The organism is Mesorhizobium sp. M1403, from assembly GCF_040317695.1.
Lineage (GTDB): Bacteria > Pseudomonadota > Alphaproteobacteria > Rhizobiales > Rhizobiaceae > Mesorhizobium.
In genome coordinates this window covers 206,826-223,974 of record NZ_JAMYKY010000007.1, presented here as the reverse complement: position 1 = coordinate 223,974, position 17,149 = coordinate 206,826, and the positions used below count along the sequence as shown (strand labels likewise).

Here is a 17,149-nt window from a genome sequence, read left to right as displayed (position 1 = left end):
TCTCGATCAATCTAGCCAGACAAAATGCAGCTGTGACGCTGGAAAATCCTGATCTCTTGTATAAGCTCAGCTTATGCGAAGCTTGCGCCATCTGCTGCCCTCGGCCGGCAGCCTGATCGTTTTCGAGGCCGCCGGCCGGCTGTCGAGCTTTACCGCCGCCGGGCGGGAGCTCGGCATGACGCAGGCTGCCGTCTCCTATGCGATCCGTGGGCTCGAGGAGCAGCTCGGCGCCAAACTCTTCCAGCGCCGCCACCGGCAAGTCAGCCTTACCGAGGCCGGCGATCGCTTTCACGCCGACGTCTCGCTCGGCCTGTCGCACATCCGCAAGTCGGCGGAAGATCTGCGCCAGATCGCCGTCGGCGCTCACGTGACGCTCGCCGCCTCGACCGCATTCGCCTCGTTCTGGATGATGCCGCGCCTGCAGCAGTTTCGCGACGAACTGCCGGGCATCGACCTGCGCATCCAGACCGCGGACCGCGATCTCGACATCATCGCCGAAGACATTCCGCTCGGCGTCCGCGGCGGCGAGCCCAAGGAATGGCCGGATTATCATTCGCTGCCGCTGGCCGATGAAGTGATATTCCCCGTCGCCGGCGTTAGTTATGTGGCCCGGTTCGGGCTGCCGGCGAACGTGAAGGACCTTCCATCGCATCGTCTCATTCATCTCGAAGAGCCGTTTCGCGAGGCCGCCAGCTGGGACGAATGGTTCGCCTCGGCCGGTGTCGACATCGCCGATGCCGGGCGTGGCTTGCGCATCAACGACTATGCGCTGGTGATCCAGGCAGTCATGGAAGGGCAAGGCATCGCGCTCGGCTGGGGTCATCTCGCCGAGCGGCTGCTGGCATCAGGGCTGCTGGTGCGCGTCACCGGCCACACAATGACGACCGGCAAGGGCTTTCATGTCATCTGGTCGAGGAACCGCGAGCTCAGCGACAACGCCCGCAAGGTGCGGGACTGGCTGGCGGCGCAAGCGTGAGGCTATCCCACAATGCCCGGTCAAACCGTCACGACGATCTTGCCGAATTGTTCGTTCGACTCGAGATAACGATGCGCCTCGACGATCTGATCAAACGGAAAGGTTCTAGCGATTGCGGGCTTCAGCGAACCCGATTTCAGTCCATCAAGGATGAATGTCTTGGCGGCCTGTAGCCGGGCCGGATCGCGCACGATCTCGTGGACGAGATAGCCGCGCAGCGTCAGCGTCTTGCCTAGCACTGCAGGTAACGGAAAAGGTGTCGGGTCGGGGCTCAAGCCGCCATATTCGATGAGAATGCCACCCAGTGCCATCGCTGCCGTCAGAGGCTCGAAGATCGGCCCGCCGACCGCGTCGAACACCACGCGCACGCCGTCCGGGCCGGCGATTTCCTTCAACCTGGCTTCCAGATCCACCTCTGCCGAGGCGATGACGTGGGCCGCGCCGAACTCAAGCAGAGTCCGCTTCTTGGCGGACGTCCGTGTGACGGCGATCGGGGTCGCGCCAACCAGGTTGGCAATCTGGATCGCCGCCAGTCCGACGCTGCTCGATGCCGCAGTGATGACGACAAAGTCCTTCCTGCCGAGTTTGGCAATGTCGATCAGCGCACCGTAGGCCGTGAGATATTGCATCCACGCAGCGGCGGCCTCTTCCCAGCTCAGCGATGGTGGATGCTTGACGACGAGCTCGGCGGGATATGTGGCAATCTCACCATAGGCAGGCCAGCGGGCCATCGACACTGGCGGCACGATGCTGACGGCATCGCCCGGCGCAAACCCGTCCACGCCTTCGCCGACCGTTTCGACGAGGCCAGCGGCCTCAAGCCCAAGACCAGAAGGCAACGGCGCGGTTTGGATATATCTGCCTGAACGCAGCAACGCCTCGGCCCGGTTCAGACCCAACGCCTTGACACGGATCTGGATCTCGCCTCGTCCCGGCGCAGGCATGTCGACATTCTCGATGCGCAGAACCTCGGGACCACCCAGCTCATAAAAACGAACGACACGCGCCATCGGTCACAACTCCAAAATATTTGCACTGAATGTGCTATGCCAGCGGCAATCAGGCGGATAAATAGCCGCTTGAGTAGATCAGTGGAAACTGTGGGTTTTGAATATGGATCGCCTTACGAGCATGGCCGTGTTCGTCAAAGCCGTCGACCTGGGCTCGTTCGCGGCTGCGGCGGCGGCTCTCGATCTATCCGGGCCGATGGTCGGCAAGCATGTCCGGCTTCTCGAGGAGCGCCTGGGCGTGCGCCTCATCAACCGGACCACGCGCCGCCAAAGCCTGACGGATTTCGGGCGCGCCTATTATGAACGCTGCCGGCTGGTGCTTGCCGAAGCGGAGGCCGCGGATGCACTCGCCGCCGACCAGCTTGCCGAACCGCGCGGAAAGCTGCGCGTCCTCATGCCGGTGCATTTCGGCCGGCGCTGCGTTGCCCCGATCCTGTTCGGGCTTGCGCAGCAATATCCGGCGCTGGAACTTGACCTGTCGTTCAGCGACGCCCTCGCCGACCTCGCCGAGGACGGCTGCGACCTTGCCATCCGAACGGGCGATCTGGAGGACCAGGCCGGGGTGATGGCGCGGCGCGTCGCGCGCCAGCACATGGTCGTCTGCGCGTCGCCATCCTATCTCGACAGGCACGGCCAGCCGCAGGCGATAGATGACCTCGGCAGCCATCACGCGATCATCTACCGCCGTTCCGGGCGTGCCGTTCAGCCGTGGCTGTTTCCACGCAATGGCCAGCCTGCGACGGAGGTCAGGCTCGCTGGCAGATTGCGGCTCGACGATCTCGATGCCATCGCCGATGCCGCGGCCGCCGGCATGGGGCTCGCCTGGCTGCCATACTGGCTGGTTCGCCAGCGCATTCAGGCGGGCGTACTTGTCCCGCTATTGCCGGAACAGCCGAGGTTTCTCTATGACGCCCATGCGCTGTGGCTGCAGACGCCACATCTGCCGATGAAAGTCCGCCTTGCCGTCGATGCACTGGCGGCAGCGCTGCCCAAACTCATGACTTGAAGTGCACGGTCGCGGTCAGCTGCGTGGATTTCCTCAATTCCGCCCTCCCGCATCGACCACGAATCCGCCTATAGTGCTGCCATGCCCATTCGCCAGCTTTCCGAAACGATGATCAACCAGATCGCCGCCGGCGAAGTCATCGAGCGTCCGGCAAGCGTGGTCAAGGAACTGGTCGAGAACGCGCTCGATGCCGGCGCCACGCGTGTCGAGATCGTCACCGCTGGTGGCGGGCTGAACCTGATCCGCGTCAGCGACGACGGCTCGGGCATTCCGGAAAAGGAACTGGCGCTGGCGATCGCGCGCCATTGCACCTCGAAGCTCGCCGACAATATTCACGACATCCGCTCGCTCGGCTTTCGCGGCGAGGCCTTGCCGTCGATCGGCTCGGTGGCGCGGCTGTCGATCCGCTCGCGCACAGCGTCCAGTGAAAACGCCGCCGAGATCGGCATCGCCGGCGGCCGCGTCTCCGCCGTCAGGCCGGCGGCGGCCAATCGCGGCACCACGGTCGAGGTGCGCGACCTGTTCTTCGCCACGCCGGCGCGGCTCAAATTCATGAAGGGTGAGCGCGCCGAAGGCTCGGCCATCGGCGACGTGGTCAAGCGCATCGCCATCGCCTTTCCCGCCGTGCGCTTCACGCTGGCCGGCCCGGACCGCTCGACGCTGGAGCTGCCGGCGACCGAGGACAGCCCGGAAGGCCGGCTGCGCCGGGTGGCACAGGTGATGGGCGCCGACTTTCCCGACAATGCGATCGCCATCGACGCGGTGCGGGACGGCGTGCACCTCGCCGGCCATGTCTCGGTGCCCTCCTTCACCCGCGCCAACGCCCTGCAGCAATATGCCTATGTCAACGGCCGCCCGGTGCGTGACAAATTGATCGCCGGCGCCATTCGCGGCGCCTTCGCCGACGTGCTGCCGCGCGACCGCCATGCCGTCACCGTGCTGTTCCTGACGCTCGATCCGGCGATCGTCGACGTCAACGTCCATCCGGCCAAGGCCGACGTGCGCTTCCGCGATCCGGGGCTGGTGCGCGGCCTGATCGTCGGCGCCATCCGCGAAGCACTGGCCCATGCCGGCATCCGCGCCGCCACCACCGGGGCCGCCGGCATGATGGCAGCGTTCCGGCCGGGCGCGGCATCCTATGCGCATGGCGGCCCGGCCAACGGTCACCGCAGTTACGAGGCCGCCTATCGGGCATCGGGCTTTGCCGGGTTCGACCCTGCCCGTTCGCCGCAGCGGCCGCTCGATATGGGCTCTGCAAATGGCGGCTTCGGCGAGGACGAGCAGGCGGCCTTCGACGCCGACCCACTGCACAGTGCCGACGCGCGCGCCGGACAGGATCAGGCGGCAGAGACGCTGCTCGGCACGGCCCTGGGCGCGGCGCGCGCGCAAGTGCATGAGAACTATATCGTCGCCCAGACCAGGGATTCGCTTGTCATCGTCGACCAGCATGCGGCGCATGAGCGACTGGTCTACGAGGCCTTGAAGAACGCCCTCCACTCACGCGCGGTGCCGTCGCAGATGCTGCTGCTGCCCGAGATTGTCGATCTGCCGGAAGAGGATGCCGAGCGGCTTGCCATGCACTCCGAGACGCTGGCCCGCTTCGGCCTCGGCATCGAGCGCTTCGGCCCAGGCGCCGTTGCGGTGCGCGAGACGCCGTCGATGCTCGGCGAGACCAACGTCCAGCAGCTGGTGCGCGACCTCGCCGACGAAATCGCCGACAATGACACCGTCGACACGCTGAAGGAGCGGCTGGACAGGATAGCCGCGACCATGGCCTGCCACGGCTCGGTACGTTCCGGCCGCCTGCTCAAACCGGAAGAGATGAACGCGCTGCTGCGCCAGATGGAGGCGACGCCCGGCTCCGGCACCTGCAACCACGGCCGCCCGACCTATATCGAGCTCAAGCTGGCGGATATCGAGAGGCTGTTCGGGCGACGGTAAGCATTACCTGGGCAACGCCAAGCGAGGCACCCGCTCAATTCGCCAATTGATGATACTTCTTGGTTTTAAGAGAGAAAACATAGTCCATTGTATAGCCAGCGCCGCCGCCACGAAAGTTTACTGAAATGACCTCGGCGATTTTTTCCGTCTGTTTTTGAACATTCATGTAGATTGGCGTCATCAGCATTCCCGCGTCGCAATTGTCGTCATCGAACTCGATCTCTTGATAGACTTTCTTGCTTCGCTTGCCGATGACTTGCAATTTTCGCATGCAAATTCCGGCTTCGGTTTTCGCGTAGATGCCTGAAAACCTGTCGGTGGCGGTCTGCGCCCAGAACGGGATCTCAACGGTTCCGTCAATCTTCCCGTCGCCGGTATCGTCCAGGCTCGCAACTTTCTTGAGCGTGACGGGATGTTTGTCCGCACCCTTGCTCCAGGTTCCTGTTGCGCCGCTTTCACCAATGTCGAGAGAAAATGGGCATCCACTGGTGTCGACGGGCGTTTTCGATCCCATGACCAGCACCCGGTCGAATTCCTTGTCGTCCGCAATCTCGCAAAGGGATACGCTGGTGCCGTTGATCTTGCCGTACACTGCTATCGGGCTTTGCTTCGCGTCATAGAAATAGCTCCCCTCGACCGTAATCCCGCTGCCGAAACTGTCATTCCTCTGCAGCGACAGATGGACTGGGTTAGGCCCAATGAAACCTTCGTAGTTTTCGATCTGATACCAACCCGCGACGGCATTTTGGCTGAACAGCAACAAGAAAAAAATTGCGGAGATAAACTGCATTCCCATGTCGACCCCTCGCCACGCTTCGCAAACGCAATCAACATAGACGCCGGCCTGGCTCATGTCTGCATCGCAATGGTCGTCAGTAACGCTCATGGTTTGAGTCGGGAAAAAGCTTCAATTATCTGAATCTCACCTCCTCAAATTCACCACGATGACGCCGCCGAGCGCCAGCGCCCCGCCGATTATGCCGAGCAGCGTCGGTACCTCGCCCAGCCAGAAGAAGCCGATCAGCGTCGCCACCGGGGACACCAGATAGAGGAAGTTCGATGCGCGCGCCGCCGGCAGCCGGGAAAGTGCTGTTGCCCAGGCAGCGTAGGCGATGAGGCTGGGCACGATGCCGAGAAAGATGACGGCGCCGAGCCCGGCGGTATCGGCGACCGCTGCCTGCGCCAGACCGCTCGGCAGGAATGGCGACAGGCAGAGCGCGCCAAGCACCATGTTCGAGGCCGAGATGGTCAGCGGGTGGTGGCGACCAAACAGCGGCTTCTGAACGATGGTGTTGACGGCCGAGCACAGCGCCGAGCCGAGGACAAGCAGCGCACCATTGTTGAAATGCAGCCCCTGCCCCTCGCCCATGGCGATGATGCCGATACCGGCGAAGGACAGGAATGTGCCGGCCCAGGCCAGGCCTGAGAAGCGTTCGCCGAGCAGCGCCATGGCCATGATCGCAGTGAAGATCGGGCTGACATTGATGATGAAGCCGGCCGCACCTGCCGAAACAGTCAGCTCGCCGAAATTGAGCATCACCGTGTAGAGCGCGACGAAGACGGCACCACCGAAGGCAAAGCGCCAGAGTTCGTCGAGCCTGGGCAGCGCCGGCCGCTTGACCGCGAGGAAGATCGCCGCCGGAACCGCGGCGATGGCAAAGCGCAACGCGCCGAGTTCCAGCGGCCCGAAGGCGGCAAGGCCGGCGCGGATCGCCGGAAAGGCGGAGGCCCAGCCGACCACCGTCAGCGCCACCGCGATGGCCGCCGTGGCATCCATACGCTGTGTCGGATTCAACGTTCCGGTATAGATGCTCATCTCGGTGTCCTCGCGATCCAATGCCATGAAGTAGAGAAACGCTATTGCGCGTCGATTGACAAACGAACAAATCGAGTATCACCTGTGACTATGGATCACAGCTCAGACTCGATGCTGCCGCTTGAAACCCTGCGCGCCTTCGATGCCGCGGCGCGGGCAGGCAGCTTTTCGGCGGCGGCCGAGAAGCTCAACATCACCCATGGCGCCGTCAGCCGGCAGATCGCCAAGCTCGAGAACTGGCTTGGGCTGAAAGTCTTCGATCGCGGCGCGCGCGGCGTCTCGCTGACCGTCGAGGGCAATCGCCTGCATCTGCGCACCACCGAAGCCTTCGCCCTGATCGCCAGCAATTCGGATCGCTGGGTCGAGCCGCGCGGCACGGCGGTGGTGCGGCTGACCTCGATCCCCTCGGTCAGCGGGCTGTGGTTGATGCCGCGCATGGCGGCGCTGGAGAACCACCCGTCCAAGCTGCGCATCGTGCTCGACGTCGACATCCGCCAGGGCGATCTTGCCGACGAGGGCATCGACCTGTCGATCCGCTGCGGGCGCGGCCGCATTCCGGGCCGGATCTCGGTGCAGCTTTTCGAAGAATATGTGTTCCCGGTCGCCTCGCCGGAATTGGCCAGGGAGATCGGCCGCGGCGATCCGGCCCGGCTGCTCGAATTTCCGGTGATCAACGATTCCGACGCTTCGGCGTGGCGCGCCTGGTTTGCGGCGCAGGAGATGGACTATCGGCCGCGGCCGCACGACCGCCGTTTCGAGGATTACAACCTCGTGCTCGACGCCGCCGCGCACGGGCTCGGCATTGCGCTGGCGCGTCCGCCATTGACGGTGGACCAATTGAAATCGGGCCGCATCGTCGCCGTAGACGAGCGCCGTGCCCTCAGCCCGATATCCTACTGGCTCGACCGGCCGCTGGGGCGGCCGCGCGCCGCGGCAGCCGAACTTGCTCGTCGCATCGCAGTCCAGGCCGGGCTGCCAGCGGAGAGGATCGAAGAGTTTATCATCGCCGAAGAATGAGATGCCTGAAGCGCGTCGCGTTCGACCGGCCTCATGCGACGCGCTTCAGGTTCTTGTGTTTATGCATGTCGTTATCGCAAAACCGCTGCACACTTTTGCGCGACATGCATTGGCATCCGCTTTGCCGGCTTGTTCGAGCAAGTGTCACCAGAAACAGAGGCAGGCAAAGCCAACCAAGCTTGACCTCGCCGCAATTTGTGGCGATGACATCGTCATGAATTTCGGCACCACCCCATGATGAACCGTTTCGAAGGCCCCGGCGGCAAGGAAGCCCGCATCCGCTATCTCGACGGCGATTTCCAGGTGACTAGCCCCGGCGCCTTCGTTCGCTGTGCGGTGACCGGCGAGAGCATCCCGCTCGACGAGCTCAAATATTGGAGTGTCGCCAGGCAGGAACCCTATCTGAATGCCGCTGCATCATTGCGCCGCGAGATCGAAGCGCATCCGGAACTGCGCCGCCGACGGTAGTCCAGCGCAAATGGAAGCCGCCCGTTGCGATCCTGCGCGCCCGCTCTGCCGCGGCGTCAGGCCGGCAACACCGAAACCTTAGAGGTTATCTTGAAATAAAAAACCCGCCTCGGGGCTCGAGGGCGGGTCGTTGGCGAATCATCACCATATCGAAATTAATAGCATAGCTGCCGGCACAAAGCAAGAACAAAATACGCTCGGCCGGCGAAAAGATGCAAATTCCGGTCCCCAGATCGCCTCGGTCTCAAGCTGCCGGTCAGCCTTTGAGCCTGCGCTGCCGCCAGGCATCCAGCGTTTCGTCGATGATGCGTTGCGGCACATGGTCGAGCTCGAAGACGGTGTCGATCTCCAGCACATCGAGCCGGTCGAGGAATTCCGGCGGCGCTGCGCCGTGACGCAGGCGGGCAGCATCCTTGGCAGTGGTAATGAGGCCAAGCCCGGCTTTACGTGCCGTCGCCGCCAATTCGGCAAGCTCGTCCGCGCTGTAGAAATGATGGTCAGGAAACGGTCGGGTCAGCGCAAGCTCGCCGCCGGCCTCGGCTACGGTGTCGAAAAACTTGTCGGGATGGCCGATGCCGGCGAACGCCAGGAACCGCCTGCCGGCCAGCATCACCGTGCTGCTCGGGGCGGTGTGCGCCTCGAAGATCGGCCTGCCGGCGCGCGCTGCCTGACGCACGACCGTGTCGGCCGCGGTGCCCTCGCCCATCTTCAGCAAGGCGCTGGTGAAGACCAACTGGTCGACGATGTTCGCCCGCAGCGGTCCGCCGGGGATGACGCGGCCATTGCCGATGCCATGGCGCGCGTCGACGACGACCAGCGCATAATCGATGTGGATGCGCGCGCTCTGAAAACCGTCATCCATGATCAGGAAATCGCAGCCGAGCTTCTCCAGCAGAAGCCTGGCGCCGGCGGCCCGGTTCGGCGTCACCGCGACCGGCGCATGTTCGGCCAGAAGCAGCGGCTCGTCGCCGACATGCTTGGCGGCGTCATGGTGCGGATCGACGATATGTGGCTGCGCGAAGGAGCCGCCATGGCCGCGCGACAGGAAACCGGGATTGAGCTGCATGCGCCGGGCCTGCTCGGCCAATGCGATCGCCACCGGCGTCTTGCCGGTGCCGCCGACCGTGAAGTTGCCGATGCAGAGCACCGGCGCCTCGACTTTTTCGCGCGGCGCGTGCCGCATGCGGCGACCGGCGATAAGCGCATAGATGGCGGAAAGCGGCGACAGCGCCACGACCCGCCAGTCCGGCTCTTCCCACCAGAAGGGCGGCGCTTCCGAGGTCACGTCAACGCCCGTTCGCGCCCTTCAGGCGCGACTTGACGACCAGCGGCTGGATATAGGGCTCGAGCGACCTGAGCGTATGTGCCAGCGCACCGCGCATCTCGTCGACCGTCGCCGCACCCGCCGCCATCATTTCGTGACGAGCCACCTCGTTGGTCAAAAGGAAATTGACGGCGCCGGCCAGCATATCGCGGTCGCGCACCAGCTTGGCGCCGCCACTGTCGAGCAGGCGCTGATAGGCCTCGCGAAAATTCTGGACGTTGCGGCCGGCAAGCACCGCTGTCTCCAGCATGGCCGGTTCCAGCGGGTTTTGGCCGCCCTCGGAAGTCAGCGAACGGCCGACAAAGGCAATTTCCGTCAGCCTCAGATAAAGCCCCATCTCGCCGATCGTGTCGCCGAGCAGAATATCGGTATCGGCGGTGATCCTGTCGCCCTTGCTGCGCTGCGCCAGCTTCAGGCCCATGCCGGAAATCTGGGCGGCCAGCTGCCCGGCGCGTTCGGGATGGCGCGGCACGATGATCGTCAAAAGCCCGTGGTGCCGCTTGTGCAGCATGGCGTGAACTTCGGCCGCGACCGCCTCTTCGCCGTCATGGGTCGAAATCGCCGCCCAGGTCGGGCGAGCGCCGATCTGGCGTTTCAGCGCCGCCAATGCCCGTTCGTCGGCCGGCGGCGGCGCGGTGTCGACCTTGAGATTGCCGGACACGGTGACCGGCCGGGCGCCGAGCGAAAGGAAGCGCTCGCCATCGAGATCCGACTGGGCGACGACATGGGCGAGATTTTCGAACAATGCTTCGGCGATGTTGGCGCGCTTCTTCCAGGATTTGAAGGAGCGGTCGGACAGCCTGCCATTGACCAGAACCTGCGGCACGCGGCGGGCGCCGAGTTCCAGGATGGTCATCGGCCAGATCTCCGATTCGGCGATGATCGCCAGGTCCGGTTGCCAATGATCGAGGAAGCGGCTGACCGCCGGCTTGAGGTCGAGCGGCACATATTGGTGGATGATGCGGCCGCCCAGCCGTTCTTCGGCGACCTGCGCCGAGGTGACGGTGCCCGTCGTCAGCACGATGTTGACGCCGTAGTCGAGAATGCTCTCGACCAGCGGCACGACGGCGATGGTCTCGCCGACGCTGGCTGCATGGATCCAGATCACCGGGCCTTCGGGGCGCTCGCGTCCGGCGACGCCGTAGCGCTCGCGCCGGCGAATGCGATCCTCCTTGCCTCTGGATGTGCGCCAGGCGACATAAGGTCCGACCAGCGGGTAGGCGGCGGCCCCGGCGAAGCGGTATGCCGTCAGGAAGGCGCGCGCCCAGCGCATACTCATTTCGAACCGTCCACAAGGCGATAGGCCTCGGCGGTCGCGGCATTGAGCGAGGCCGTGACCTCCTGGCGCTTGCGTTCCATTTCCGCGGCGTCTGCGTTGGCCGGCACGAAGACAGGCGTGCCGACGACAATCGAGGAGCGGCCGAAGGGCAAGTTGATCGTCGTCTTGTCCCAGCTGCCCTCGATCACCTTGCGGCGGCTGGTGGCAATCGCGGCAGGCAGGATCGGCCGGCCGGACAGCCGCGCCAGGAGGACGACGCCGAGCCCCGCATCGCGCGGCGTGCCGTGGGGAATATCAGCAATCATGGCGACATTCTTGCCGGTGGCGAGCGACTTTTTGAGGGCGATGAGCGCCTTGGCGCCGCCCTTGTCGAGATGCCTTGCGCTTTCGCGCCCGCCAGAGCCGCGCACCGCCTCGATGCCGAATTTCTCGACCATCAGCGCGTTGAGCTCGGCATCGGCGCTGCGCGACACCATGGCAACCAGTGGCCGTCCCTTGGGATAATAGGCCGGCGTCAGCAGATGCTGGCCGTGCCAGAGCGCGATGATGCCAGGCTCGAGCTGCGCATAGGCGCCGCCGGAAAACTTCGCCGATCCGTCGACCATGCGGTTGGTCAGGCGGACAAGGCGGACGAAATACGCAAACAGCGCGGCAAGCGCATTCTTGACGAATCGCGACTGCGCCAGCGGTTCGCGGATCTTGCGCCAGAACGTCTTCGGCTTGCGACGTCTGACCGCCGACCGCGGGGCTGATCGCTTGACCGCTTCATGGTTCATCGATGTCAACCGGCAGCCTTGTTTTCGGGGTCGAGCAGGCGGTGCAGGTGAACGACGAAATAACGCATATGGGCATTGTCGACGCTGGCTTGCGCCTTGGCCTTCCAGACGTCGTGCGCCGATTGATAGTCGGGATAGATGCCGACTACGTCGAGCGCGTCGAGGTCGCGGAATTCGGTGCCGCCCAGCTTCTTGAGTTCGCCGCCGAACACCAGGTGCAAAAGCTGTTTCTTTCCGTCTTCAGCGGCCATGTCGATCCTTCACATATCGTGAGTTTGGGACAGGTCTAGACCAAAGCCGCCGACTTTGGAACTATTGATGATGGTCAATTGTCCAGCCCGGCGATGACGCCGGCGAGCACAGCGAGGAGTTCGCCGCTGCCGGCGGCAAGCGCGCCGTGGCGGATCACTTCGCCGGCATAGAGCGGCGCGCGGCCGTGCCGATCGAGCACGGCGCCGCCTGCCTCGCGCAGGATGAGGTCGGCCGCGGCGATGTCCCAGTCATGCGCGTTGGCCTTGACGAAGGTGGCATCGAGCTGGCCGCCGGCGATCATCGCCAACCTGTAGGCGAGCGAAGGAATATAGGGCACGCGCTTCAGCCGTTTGTGCCATTTCGCCGGCATCAGGTCGATCATCGCCTTCGGTCCGGCGATTTCGGCCGTTTCCGACGGCGGACGCACGCCGATGCGCTTGCCATTCAGGAATGCGCCCTCGCCCGGCAGCGCCCAATAGATTTCGCCCTTCGCCGGGCAGTCGAGCACGCCGGCAAGCGTGCGGCCGTTCTCGACCACCGCGACGCTGACGCACCATGTGGGCAGGCCCTCGAGGAAGCCGCGCGTGCCGTCAATCGGATCGACGACGAAGGTGCGGCGCGCGATAAGCCTTACCGGGTCGTCGACGGTTTCCTCCGACAACCAGCCATAGTCCGGCCGGGCCGCCAGCAAGGTCTCGCGCAGATATTTGTCGGCGGCGTGATCAGCTTCGCTGACCGGCGAGGTGCCACCCTTCATCCACACCTGCGGATTGTTGTTGAAGTACTGCATGGCGATGAGCCCCGCCTCGCGGGCAGCGTCGCGCAGCAGCTGCAGGTCTTCAGTAGCGCCGGCCGAGACGGCCGGGTCAAGCTCCGGCAAGGGTCATTCCTTCGATCAAAAGCGTGGGTGCGGCAGTGCCGAAATTGCGGTCGAGATCGCTCGCCGGAACCATGTTGAGGAACATCGTCTTCAAATTGGAGGCGATGGTCACCTCGGCAACGGGATAGGCCAGCTCGCCATTCTCGATCCAGAAGCCGGAAGCGCCGCGGCTATATTCGCCCGTCACCATGTCGACGCCTTGGCCGAACACTTCGGTGACGTAGAAGCCGGTCTTGAGCGACTTGATCAGCTCTTCCGGCGTGCTTTCCCCGGGCTCGATGGCGAGATTGGTCGACGATGGCGAGACCGACGAGCCGCTGCGCGAGCCGCGCCCATTGGTGACGAGGCCGAGTTCCCGCGCCGCCGAGGTCGACAGGAACCAGTGGTTGAGCACGCCCTTGTCGACCATGAACAATTTCTCGCCCTCGACGCCTTCGCCGTCGAAGGGGCGCGAGGCCTGGCCGCGGCGCCGGAGCGGCTCGTCGGTGACGGTGATTGCGGCCGAAGCCACCTTCTTGCCCATCATGTCGCGCAGAAAGCTGGTCTTGCGCGCCACCGCGGCGCCATTGATGGCACCGGCGAGATGGCCGGCAATGCCGCGCGCGACGCGCGGATCGAACACCACGTCGACCGGCCCGGTCGCAGCCTTGCGCGCGCCAATACGGCGTACGGCGCGCTCGCCGGCCTTGCGGCCGATGTCTTCCGGCGCGTCGAGATCGGAAAAATGCTGGCGCGAGGAGAATTCGTAATCGCGCTCCATGCCGGTGCCCTCGCCGGCGATGACGCTGGTCGAGCGCGAAAAACGCGAGGCGACGTAATGGCCGACGAAGCCGTGCGAGGTGGCGAGCACCAGGCCGCCGAGCCCGGCACTGGCGCCGCTGCCGGCGGAATTGGTGACGCCCTTGACGGCAAGCGCCGCCGCCTCGGCGGCAAGGGCTGCTTCCTTCAACTGGTCCGCCGATACCTCGGTGGCGTCGAACAGATCGAGATCGCGCGGCTTTTTGACCAGCAAGGCCGGATCGGCGAGACCCTGATAGGGATCTTCGGGCGACACTTTGGCCATGGCGACGGCGCGCTCAGCCAGCATATTGGGGTCGGATGCCGCCGTTGCCGAAACGCTCGCCACGCGTCTGCCGACGAAGACGCGCAACGAGACGTCCTCGCTCTCGGACGCCTCTGTGCCTTCGACCTTGCCAAGCCGCACCGACACACCGGTTGAGCGGCCGCGTACTGCAACCGCATCGGCGGCATCGGCCCCGGCCCGTTTGGCAGCCTCGACCAGGGCCGCGACGCGATCGGTCAGTTTCGCTGCGTCGAGCGTATCGGTCATGCGCATAATCCTGTTATTTCCGGCCGGCTGAAGGGCAGCCGCTGCTGCACCATCTATTGTCCCGGTGCGGCTTCTGCAATGGGAGAAGGCGCAAAGCGGGTGCATCAAGCGCCTGAACAGGGCTGCCAGTGTCAGGCGGGTGAGCGGCAATGGCGAGATCGACAATCCCTCAGGAAGCGGCCACCGGCGTCCAGATCACGTCGTCGATCCGGAGCGCGCCGGTGGCGAGCATCACCAGCCGGTCGAAGCCGAGCGCCGCGCCGCTCGCTTGCGGCATGATCGCGAGCGCTGCGAGGAAATCCTCGTCGATCGGATAGCGTTCGCCATAGACACGCTGTTTTTCGTCCATTTCGGCGGCAAAACGCCGGCGCTGCTCGGCCGGATCGGTCAACTCGCCAAAGGCGTTGGCGAGCTCGACGCCGCAACAATAAAGCTCAAAACGCTCGGCGGTGCGTGAATCGTCGGCGCTCGGCCTGGCCAATGCCGCCTCCGAGATTGGATATCCGAAAAGAATGGTGGCGCGCCCCTGCCCCAGCGCCGGTTCGATTTTTTCGACCATCACCCGGCTGAACAGGTCGGCCCAATTGTCGTCGGGCGCGGTCCGCAATCCGGCCTGGACCAGGGCGGCATGCAACCCCGCGCGGTCGGTGCTGCCATCGGCTGCCACAGTCGCCAGCAGATCGATGCCGGCATGGCGCATGAAGGCTTCGGCGACGCTCAACCGTTCCGGCTCGGCGAACGGGTCGGCCTCGCGGCCGCGGAAGCTAAAACGCTTTGCGCCTGCCCGTTCGGCCGCCAGCGCGACGAGCTCGGCGCAATCGCGCATCAGGCTCTCATAGGCTTCGCCGACGCGATACCATTCGAGCATGGTAAACTCCGGATGGTGCAAAGGGCCGCGCTCGCGGTTGCGCCAGACAGCAGCGAGGCTGAAGATGCGCTCCTCGCCGGCGGCAAGCAGCTTCTTGCAGGCGAATTCCGGCGAAGTGTGGAGGTAGAGCGGCTGGCGCTGCCCGTCCGGCCCGATCGCCTCGGTGGCAAAGGCCGACAGATGCGCTTCATTGCCGGGCGAGATCTGCAGGGCCGATGTCTCCACCTCCACGAAGTCACGGCGGGCGAACCAGTCGCGCATGCCGGCGGCAATGGCGTTGCGCAGGATCAGCCGCGGCCGGCGGTCGGCATGGACATGCGGCGTCCACCATGGCGAAGCGGCGGTCATCGGCTTCAGGCGAATTGCACAGAGGGCTGGCGATTGCGGCCAAGATGCGCTAGGCCGCACCCAACGGCCTCTCCAGCCGATTTGCGCCAACAAATTTTATCAGGATGGAAACCCGTGAAGGTCATCGCCAGCTCCTTACGCAAAGGCAACGTCGTCGAAAAGGACGGCAAGCTTTATGTGATCCTCTTTGCCGAAAACATTCATCCTGGCAAGGGTACGCCGGTCACCCAGCTCGACATGCGGCGTATCTCCGACGGGGTTAAAGTTTCCGAGCGTTACCGCACCACCGAGCAGGTCGAGCGCGCCTATGTCGAGGAGCGCGAGCACACTTTCCTCTACCAGGACGGCGAAGGCTTTCATTTCATGAACCCGGAGAGCTACGACCAGGTGGCGGTGCCGGAGAGCGTGGTCGGCGACATGGCGCCTTATCTGGTGGAAGGCATGCCGGTGCAGATCTCGCAATACAACAGCATCGCCATCTCGCTGGTACTGCCGCAGCGCGCCACTTTCGAGGTGGTCGAGACCGAGCCGGTGACCAAGGGCCAGACCGCGTCCTCGTCCTACAAGCCGGCAACGCTGTCTAACGGCGTGCGTACCCTGGTACCACCACACATCAGCGCCGGCACCCGCGTGGTGGTGATGACGGCGGATGGCGCGTATGTCGAGCGCGCGAAGGATTGAGGCGCGAAGCCTGAAACGCCTCGCCCTAGCGCGCCGAGGCGGCCGGTCATCGTCGACCGCTTTGTGCCAGGGGGCTTTCGAGCATTGGGACGCGGCACGCAGACCGCAGCGTCAACGCCCGGCCAGTTCTTTCCTATTGCACGACGCCAGCGGGCAATCTTTGAGCCTCGAGCAACGCCGACCGTCCCTTTCGCCAGGTGCCAGGTGGAATGCCGACGAACTTTTTGAAGGCGCGATTGAAGGCGGCTTCCGACTCGTAGCCGACCTCGGCACCCGCTTGCGCAATGCTCATTTCGGGCCGTTCGAGCAAACGTCCCGCCAGTTGCAGACGCCAGCGAGCAAGATAGTGCATCGGCGAGACCTCGACATAGTGGGTAAAGCGGCTCGCAAACGCCGTGCGCGAGAGCCCTACTTCGCGGGCGAGCCGGTCCAATGTCCATTCCTCCCTGGGGCGAGCGTGGATGAGCCGGAGCGCCTCGCCGACATGTGGATCCCGTAGGCCTGACAGCCAGCCGCGCGAATCGCCGGGGAGGGTCTCAAGATGGCGGCGGATGATCTCGACAAACATCAGCTCGCTCAGCTTGGCGAGGATCGTTTCACCGCCCGCCCGCCCACTGCCACCTTCGGCCAGCGCCAGCCGAAACAGGTCGATAACCCAGCTGCTTCCATCGGCGGGCTTGCGGGCACACAGGATGGCCGGCAATGCAGCGAGGAGAGGATTGAAGGGACGTGCATCGCAGCCAAGATACCCGCAAATGAACCGGGTCCGCTCGTCTCCCCCGCCACCATGGATCACCGCGAACGGCAGGCTCTCGTCTATCGGCCGATAATACATCGCCATATTGGGTTCGCCCCGCGCTCCGGGCGAGGAGCTCAAGACGTTCGGAACACCACCGGGGAAGACAACGACATCACCGGCGTTCACGAGCACCGGGGGTACCGAATCGTCTGCCAGCGCGGCCCAGCACGAGCCAGACATCACGGCATGAAAGGAAATGATGTGCTCTGCCTCCGGCATGATGGCGGCGGCAATGTCGGCCGTGCCCGGCGACTCGCCGACCCAGGGAGAGCTGGCGTCGACGTCGAAATAGATCGCACCGGTGAGGCGAACAGCTCGGAGCACATCGGAAAGGACATCCATGCACTACACCTCCGGAAACGATCGGCTACTCCCTTT

17 protein-coding genes are annotated in these 17,149 nt (G+C 64.5%); 6 read left to right on the top strand and 11 right to left on the bottom strand.

What is annotated here, in order from left to right:
• Nucleotides 1–73 precede the first annotated feature (73 nt).
• Nucleotides 74–976, top strand: coding sequence for a LysR substrate-binding domain-containing protein (locus tag NKH01_RS15285; protein ID WP_023717175.1), 903 nt, complete (start codon nt 74–76; stop codon nt 974–976).
• Nucleotides 977–996: 20 nt separating this feature from the next.
• Here the strand turns inward: NKH01_RS15285 and NKH01_RS15280 are convergent, their stop codons facing one another.
• A complete protein-coding gene (locus tag NKH01_RS15280; RefSeq protein ID WP_352481283.1) occupies nt 997–1,986 on the bottom strand; it encodes a zinc-dependent alcohol dehydrogenase family protein in 990 nt (329 codons plus the stop codon).
• 103 nt (nt 1,987–2,089) lie between these two features.
• Here NKH01_RS15280 and NKH01_RS15275 point away from each other — a divergent pair, with 103 nt between their 5' ends.
• Together NKH01_RS15275 and mutL are read left to right on the top strand one after the other, a co-directional pair.
• Nucleotides 2,090–2,992 carry a LysR family transcriptional regulator gene (locus NKH01_RS15275; RefSeq protein ID WP_352857288.1) on the top strand — a complete coding sequence of 301 codons (903 nt, stop codon included), beginning with the start codon at nt 2,090–2,092 and terminating at the stop codon, nt 2,990–2,992.
• Between the two features lie 81 nt (nt 2,993–3,073).
• Nucleotides 3,074–4,933, top strand: a complete 1,860-nt coding sequence (gene mutL, locus NKH01_RS15270; protein WP_353020867.1) for a DNA mismatch repair endonuclease MutL — start codon at nt 3,074–3,076, stop codon at nt 4,931–4,933.
• 34 nt (nt 4,934–4,967) lie between these two features.
• On the opposite strand, the gene NKH01_RS15265 is transcribed toward mutL, so the two are convergent.
• A complete protein-coding gene (locus NKH01_RS15265) occupies nt 4,968–5,819 on the bottom strand; it encodes a hypothetical protein (protein WP_353020865.1) in 852 nt (283 codons plus the stop codon).
• A 36-nt stretch (nt 5,820–5,855) separates the two neighbouring features.
• Nucleotides 5,856–6,749, bottom strand: a complete 894-nt coding sequence (locus NKH01_RS15260; protein WP_353000944.1) for a DMT family transporter — start codon at nt 6,747–6,749, stop codon at nt 5,856–5,858.
• Between the two features lie 111 nt (nt 6,750–6,860).
• Here NKH01_RS15260 and NKH01_RS15255 point away from each other — a divergent pair, with 111 nt between their 5' ends.
• Together NKH01_RS15255 and NKH01_RS15250 are read left to right on the top strand one after the other, a co-directional pair.
• Nucleotides 6,861–7,766, top strand: a complete 906-nt coding sequence (locus tag NKH01_RS15255; RefSeq protein WP_352481286.1) for a LysR family transcriptional regulator — start codon at nt 6,861–6,863, stop codon at nt 7,764–7,766.
• 234 nt (nt 7,767–8,000) lie between these two features.
• A complete protein-coding gene (locus NKH01_RS15250) occupies nt 8,001–8,234 on the top strand; it encodes a DUF2093 domain-containing protein (RefSeq protein WP_031193470.1) in 234 nt (77 codons plus the stop codon).
• A 256-nt stretch (nt 8,235–8,490) separates the two neighbouring features.
• Here the strand turns inward: NKH01_RS15250 and lpxK are convergent, their stop codons facing one another.
• The 7 genes from lpxK to epmA form a co-directional block, all read right to left on the bottom strand.
• Nucleotides 8,491–9,519, bottom strand: coding sequence for a tetraacyldisaccharide 4'-kinase (lpxK, locus tag NKH01_RS15245; protein WP_353020862.1), 1,029 nt, complete (start codon nt 9,517–9,519; stop codon nt 8,491–8,493).
• A gap of 1 nt (nt 9,520) precedes the next feature.
• On the bottom strand, nt 9,521–10,837 hold the full coding sequence (gene waaA / locus NKH01_RS15240; RefSeq protein WP_023717167.1) for a lipid IV(A) 3-deoxy-D-manno-octulosonic acid transferase: 1,317 nt from the start codon (nt 10,835–10,837) through the stop codon (nt 9,521–9,523).
• On the bottom strand, nt 10,834–11,613 hold the full coding sequence (locus NKH01_RS15235) for a lysophospholipid acyltransferase family protein (RefSeq protein ID WP_023717166.1): 780 nt from the start codon (nt 11,611–11,613) through the stop codon (nt 10,834–10,836). The genes waaA and NKH01_RS15235 overlap by 4 nt, the downstream gene beginning before the upstream one ends.
• A 5-nt stretch (nt 11,614–11,618) precedes the next feature.
• Nucleotides 11,619–11,864: a DUF4170 domain-containing protein gene (locus NKH01_RS15230; protein ID WP_353020860.1), complete on the bottom strand. Its 246-nt coding sequence runs from the start codon at nt 11,862–11,864 to the stop codon at nt 11,619–11,621.
• Between the two features lie 74 nt (nt 11,865–11,938).
• Nucleotides 11,939–12,745, bottom strand: coding sequence for a 3'(2'),5'-bisphosphate nucleotidase CysQ (locus tag NKH01_RS15225; protein WP_353020859.1), 807 nt, complete (start codon nt 12,743–12,745; stop codon nt 11,939–11,941).
• The gene (locus tag NKH01_RS15220) at nt 12,732–14,075 is read right to left on the bottom strand and encodes a TldD/PmbA family protein (RefSeq protein ID WP_353020857.1); all 1,344 of its coding nucleotides are present in this window, start codon (nt 14,073–14,075) and stop codon (nt 12,732–12,734) included. The genes NKH01_RS15225 and NKH01_RS15220 overlap by 14 nt, the downstream gene beginning before the upstream one ends.
• A gap of 169 nt (nt 14,076–14,244) precedes the next feature.
• Nucleotides 14,245–15,291: an EF-P lysine aminoacylase EpmA gene (gene epmA, locus NKH01_RS15215; protein WP_353020855.1), complete on the bottom strand. Its 1,047-nt coding sequence runs from the start codon at nt 15,289–15,291 to the stop codon at nt 14,245–14,247.
• Nucleotides 15,292–15,405: 114 nt separating this feature from the next.
• Here epmA and efp point away from each other — a divergent pair, with 114 nt between their 5' ends.
• Nucleotides 15,406–15,972 (top strand): elongation factor P, encoded by a 567-nt coding sequence (gene efp / locus NKH01_RS15210; RefSeq protein ID WP_023717161.1) that lies wholly within the window; start codon nt 15,406–15,408, stop codon nt 15,970–15,972.
• 133 nt (nt 15,973–16,105) lie between these two features.
• Here efp and NKH01_RS15205 read toward each other — a convergent pair whose 3' ends face one another.
• Nucleotides 16,106–17,113 carry an AraC family transcriptional regulator gene (locus tag NKH01_RS15205; protein WP_353020853.1) on the bottom strand — a complete coding sequence of 336 codons (1,008 nt, stop codon included), beginning with the start codon at nt 17,111–17,113 and terminating at the stop codon, nt 16,106–16,108.
• Nucleotides 17,114–17,149 lie beyond the last annotated feature (36 nt).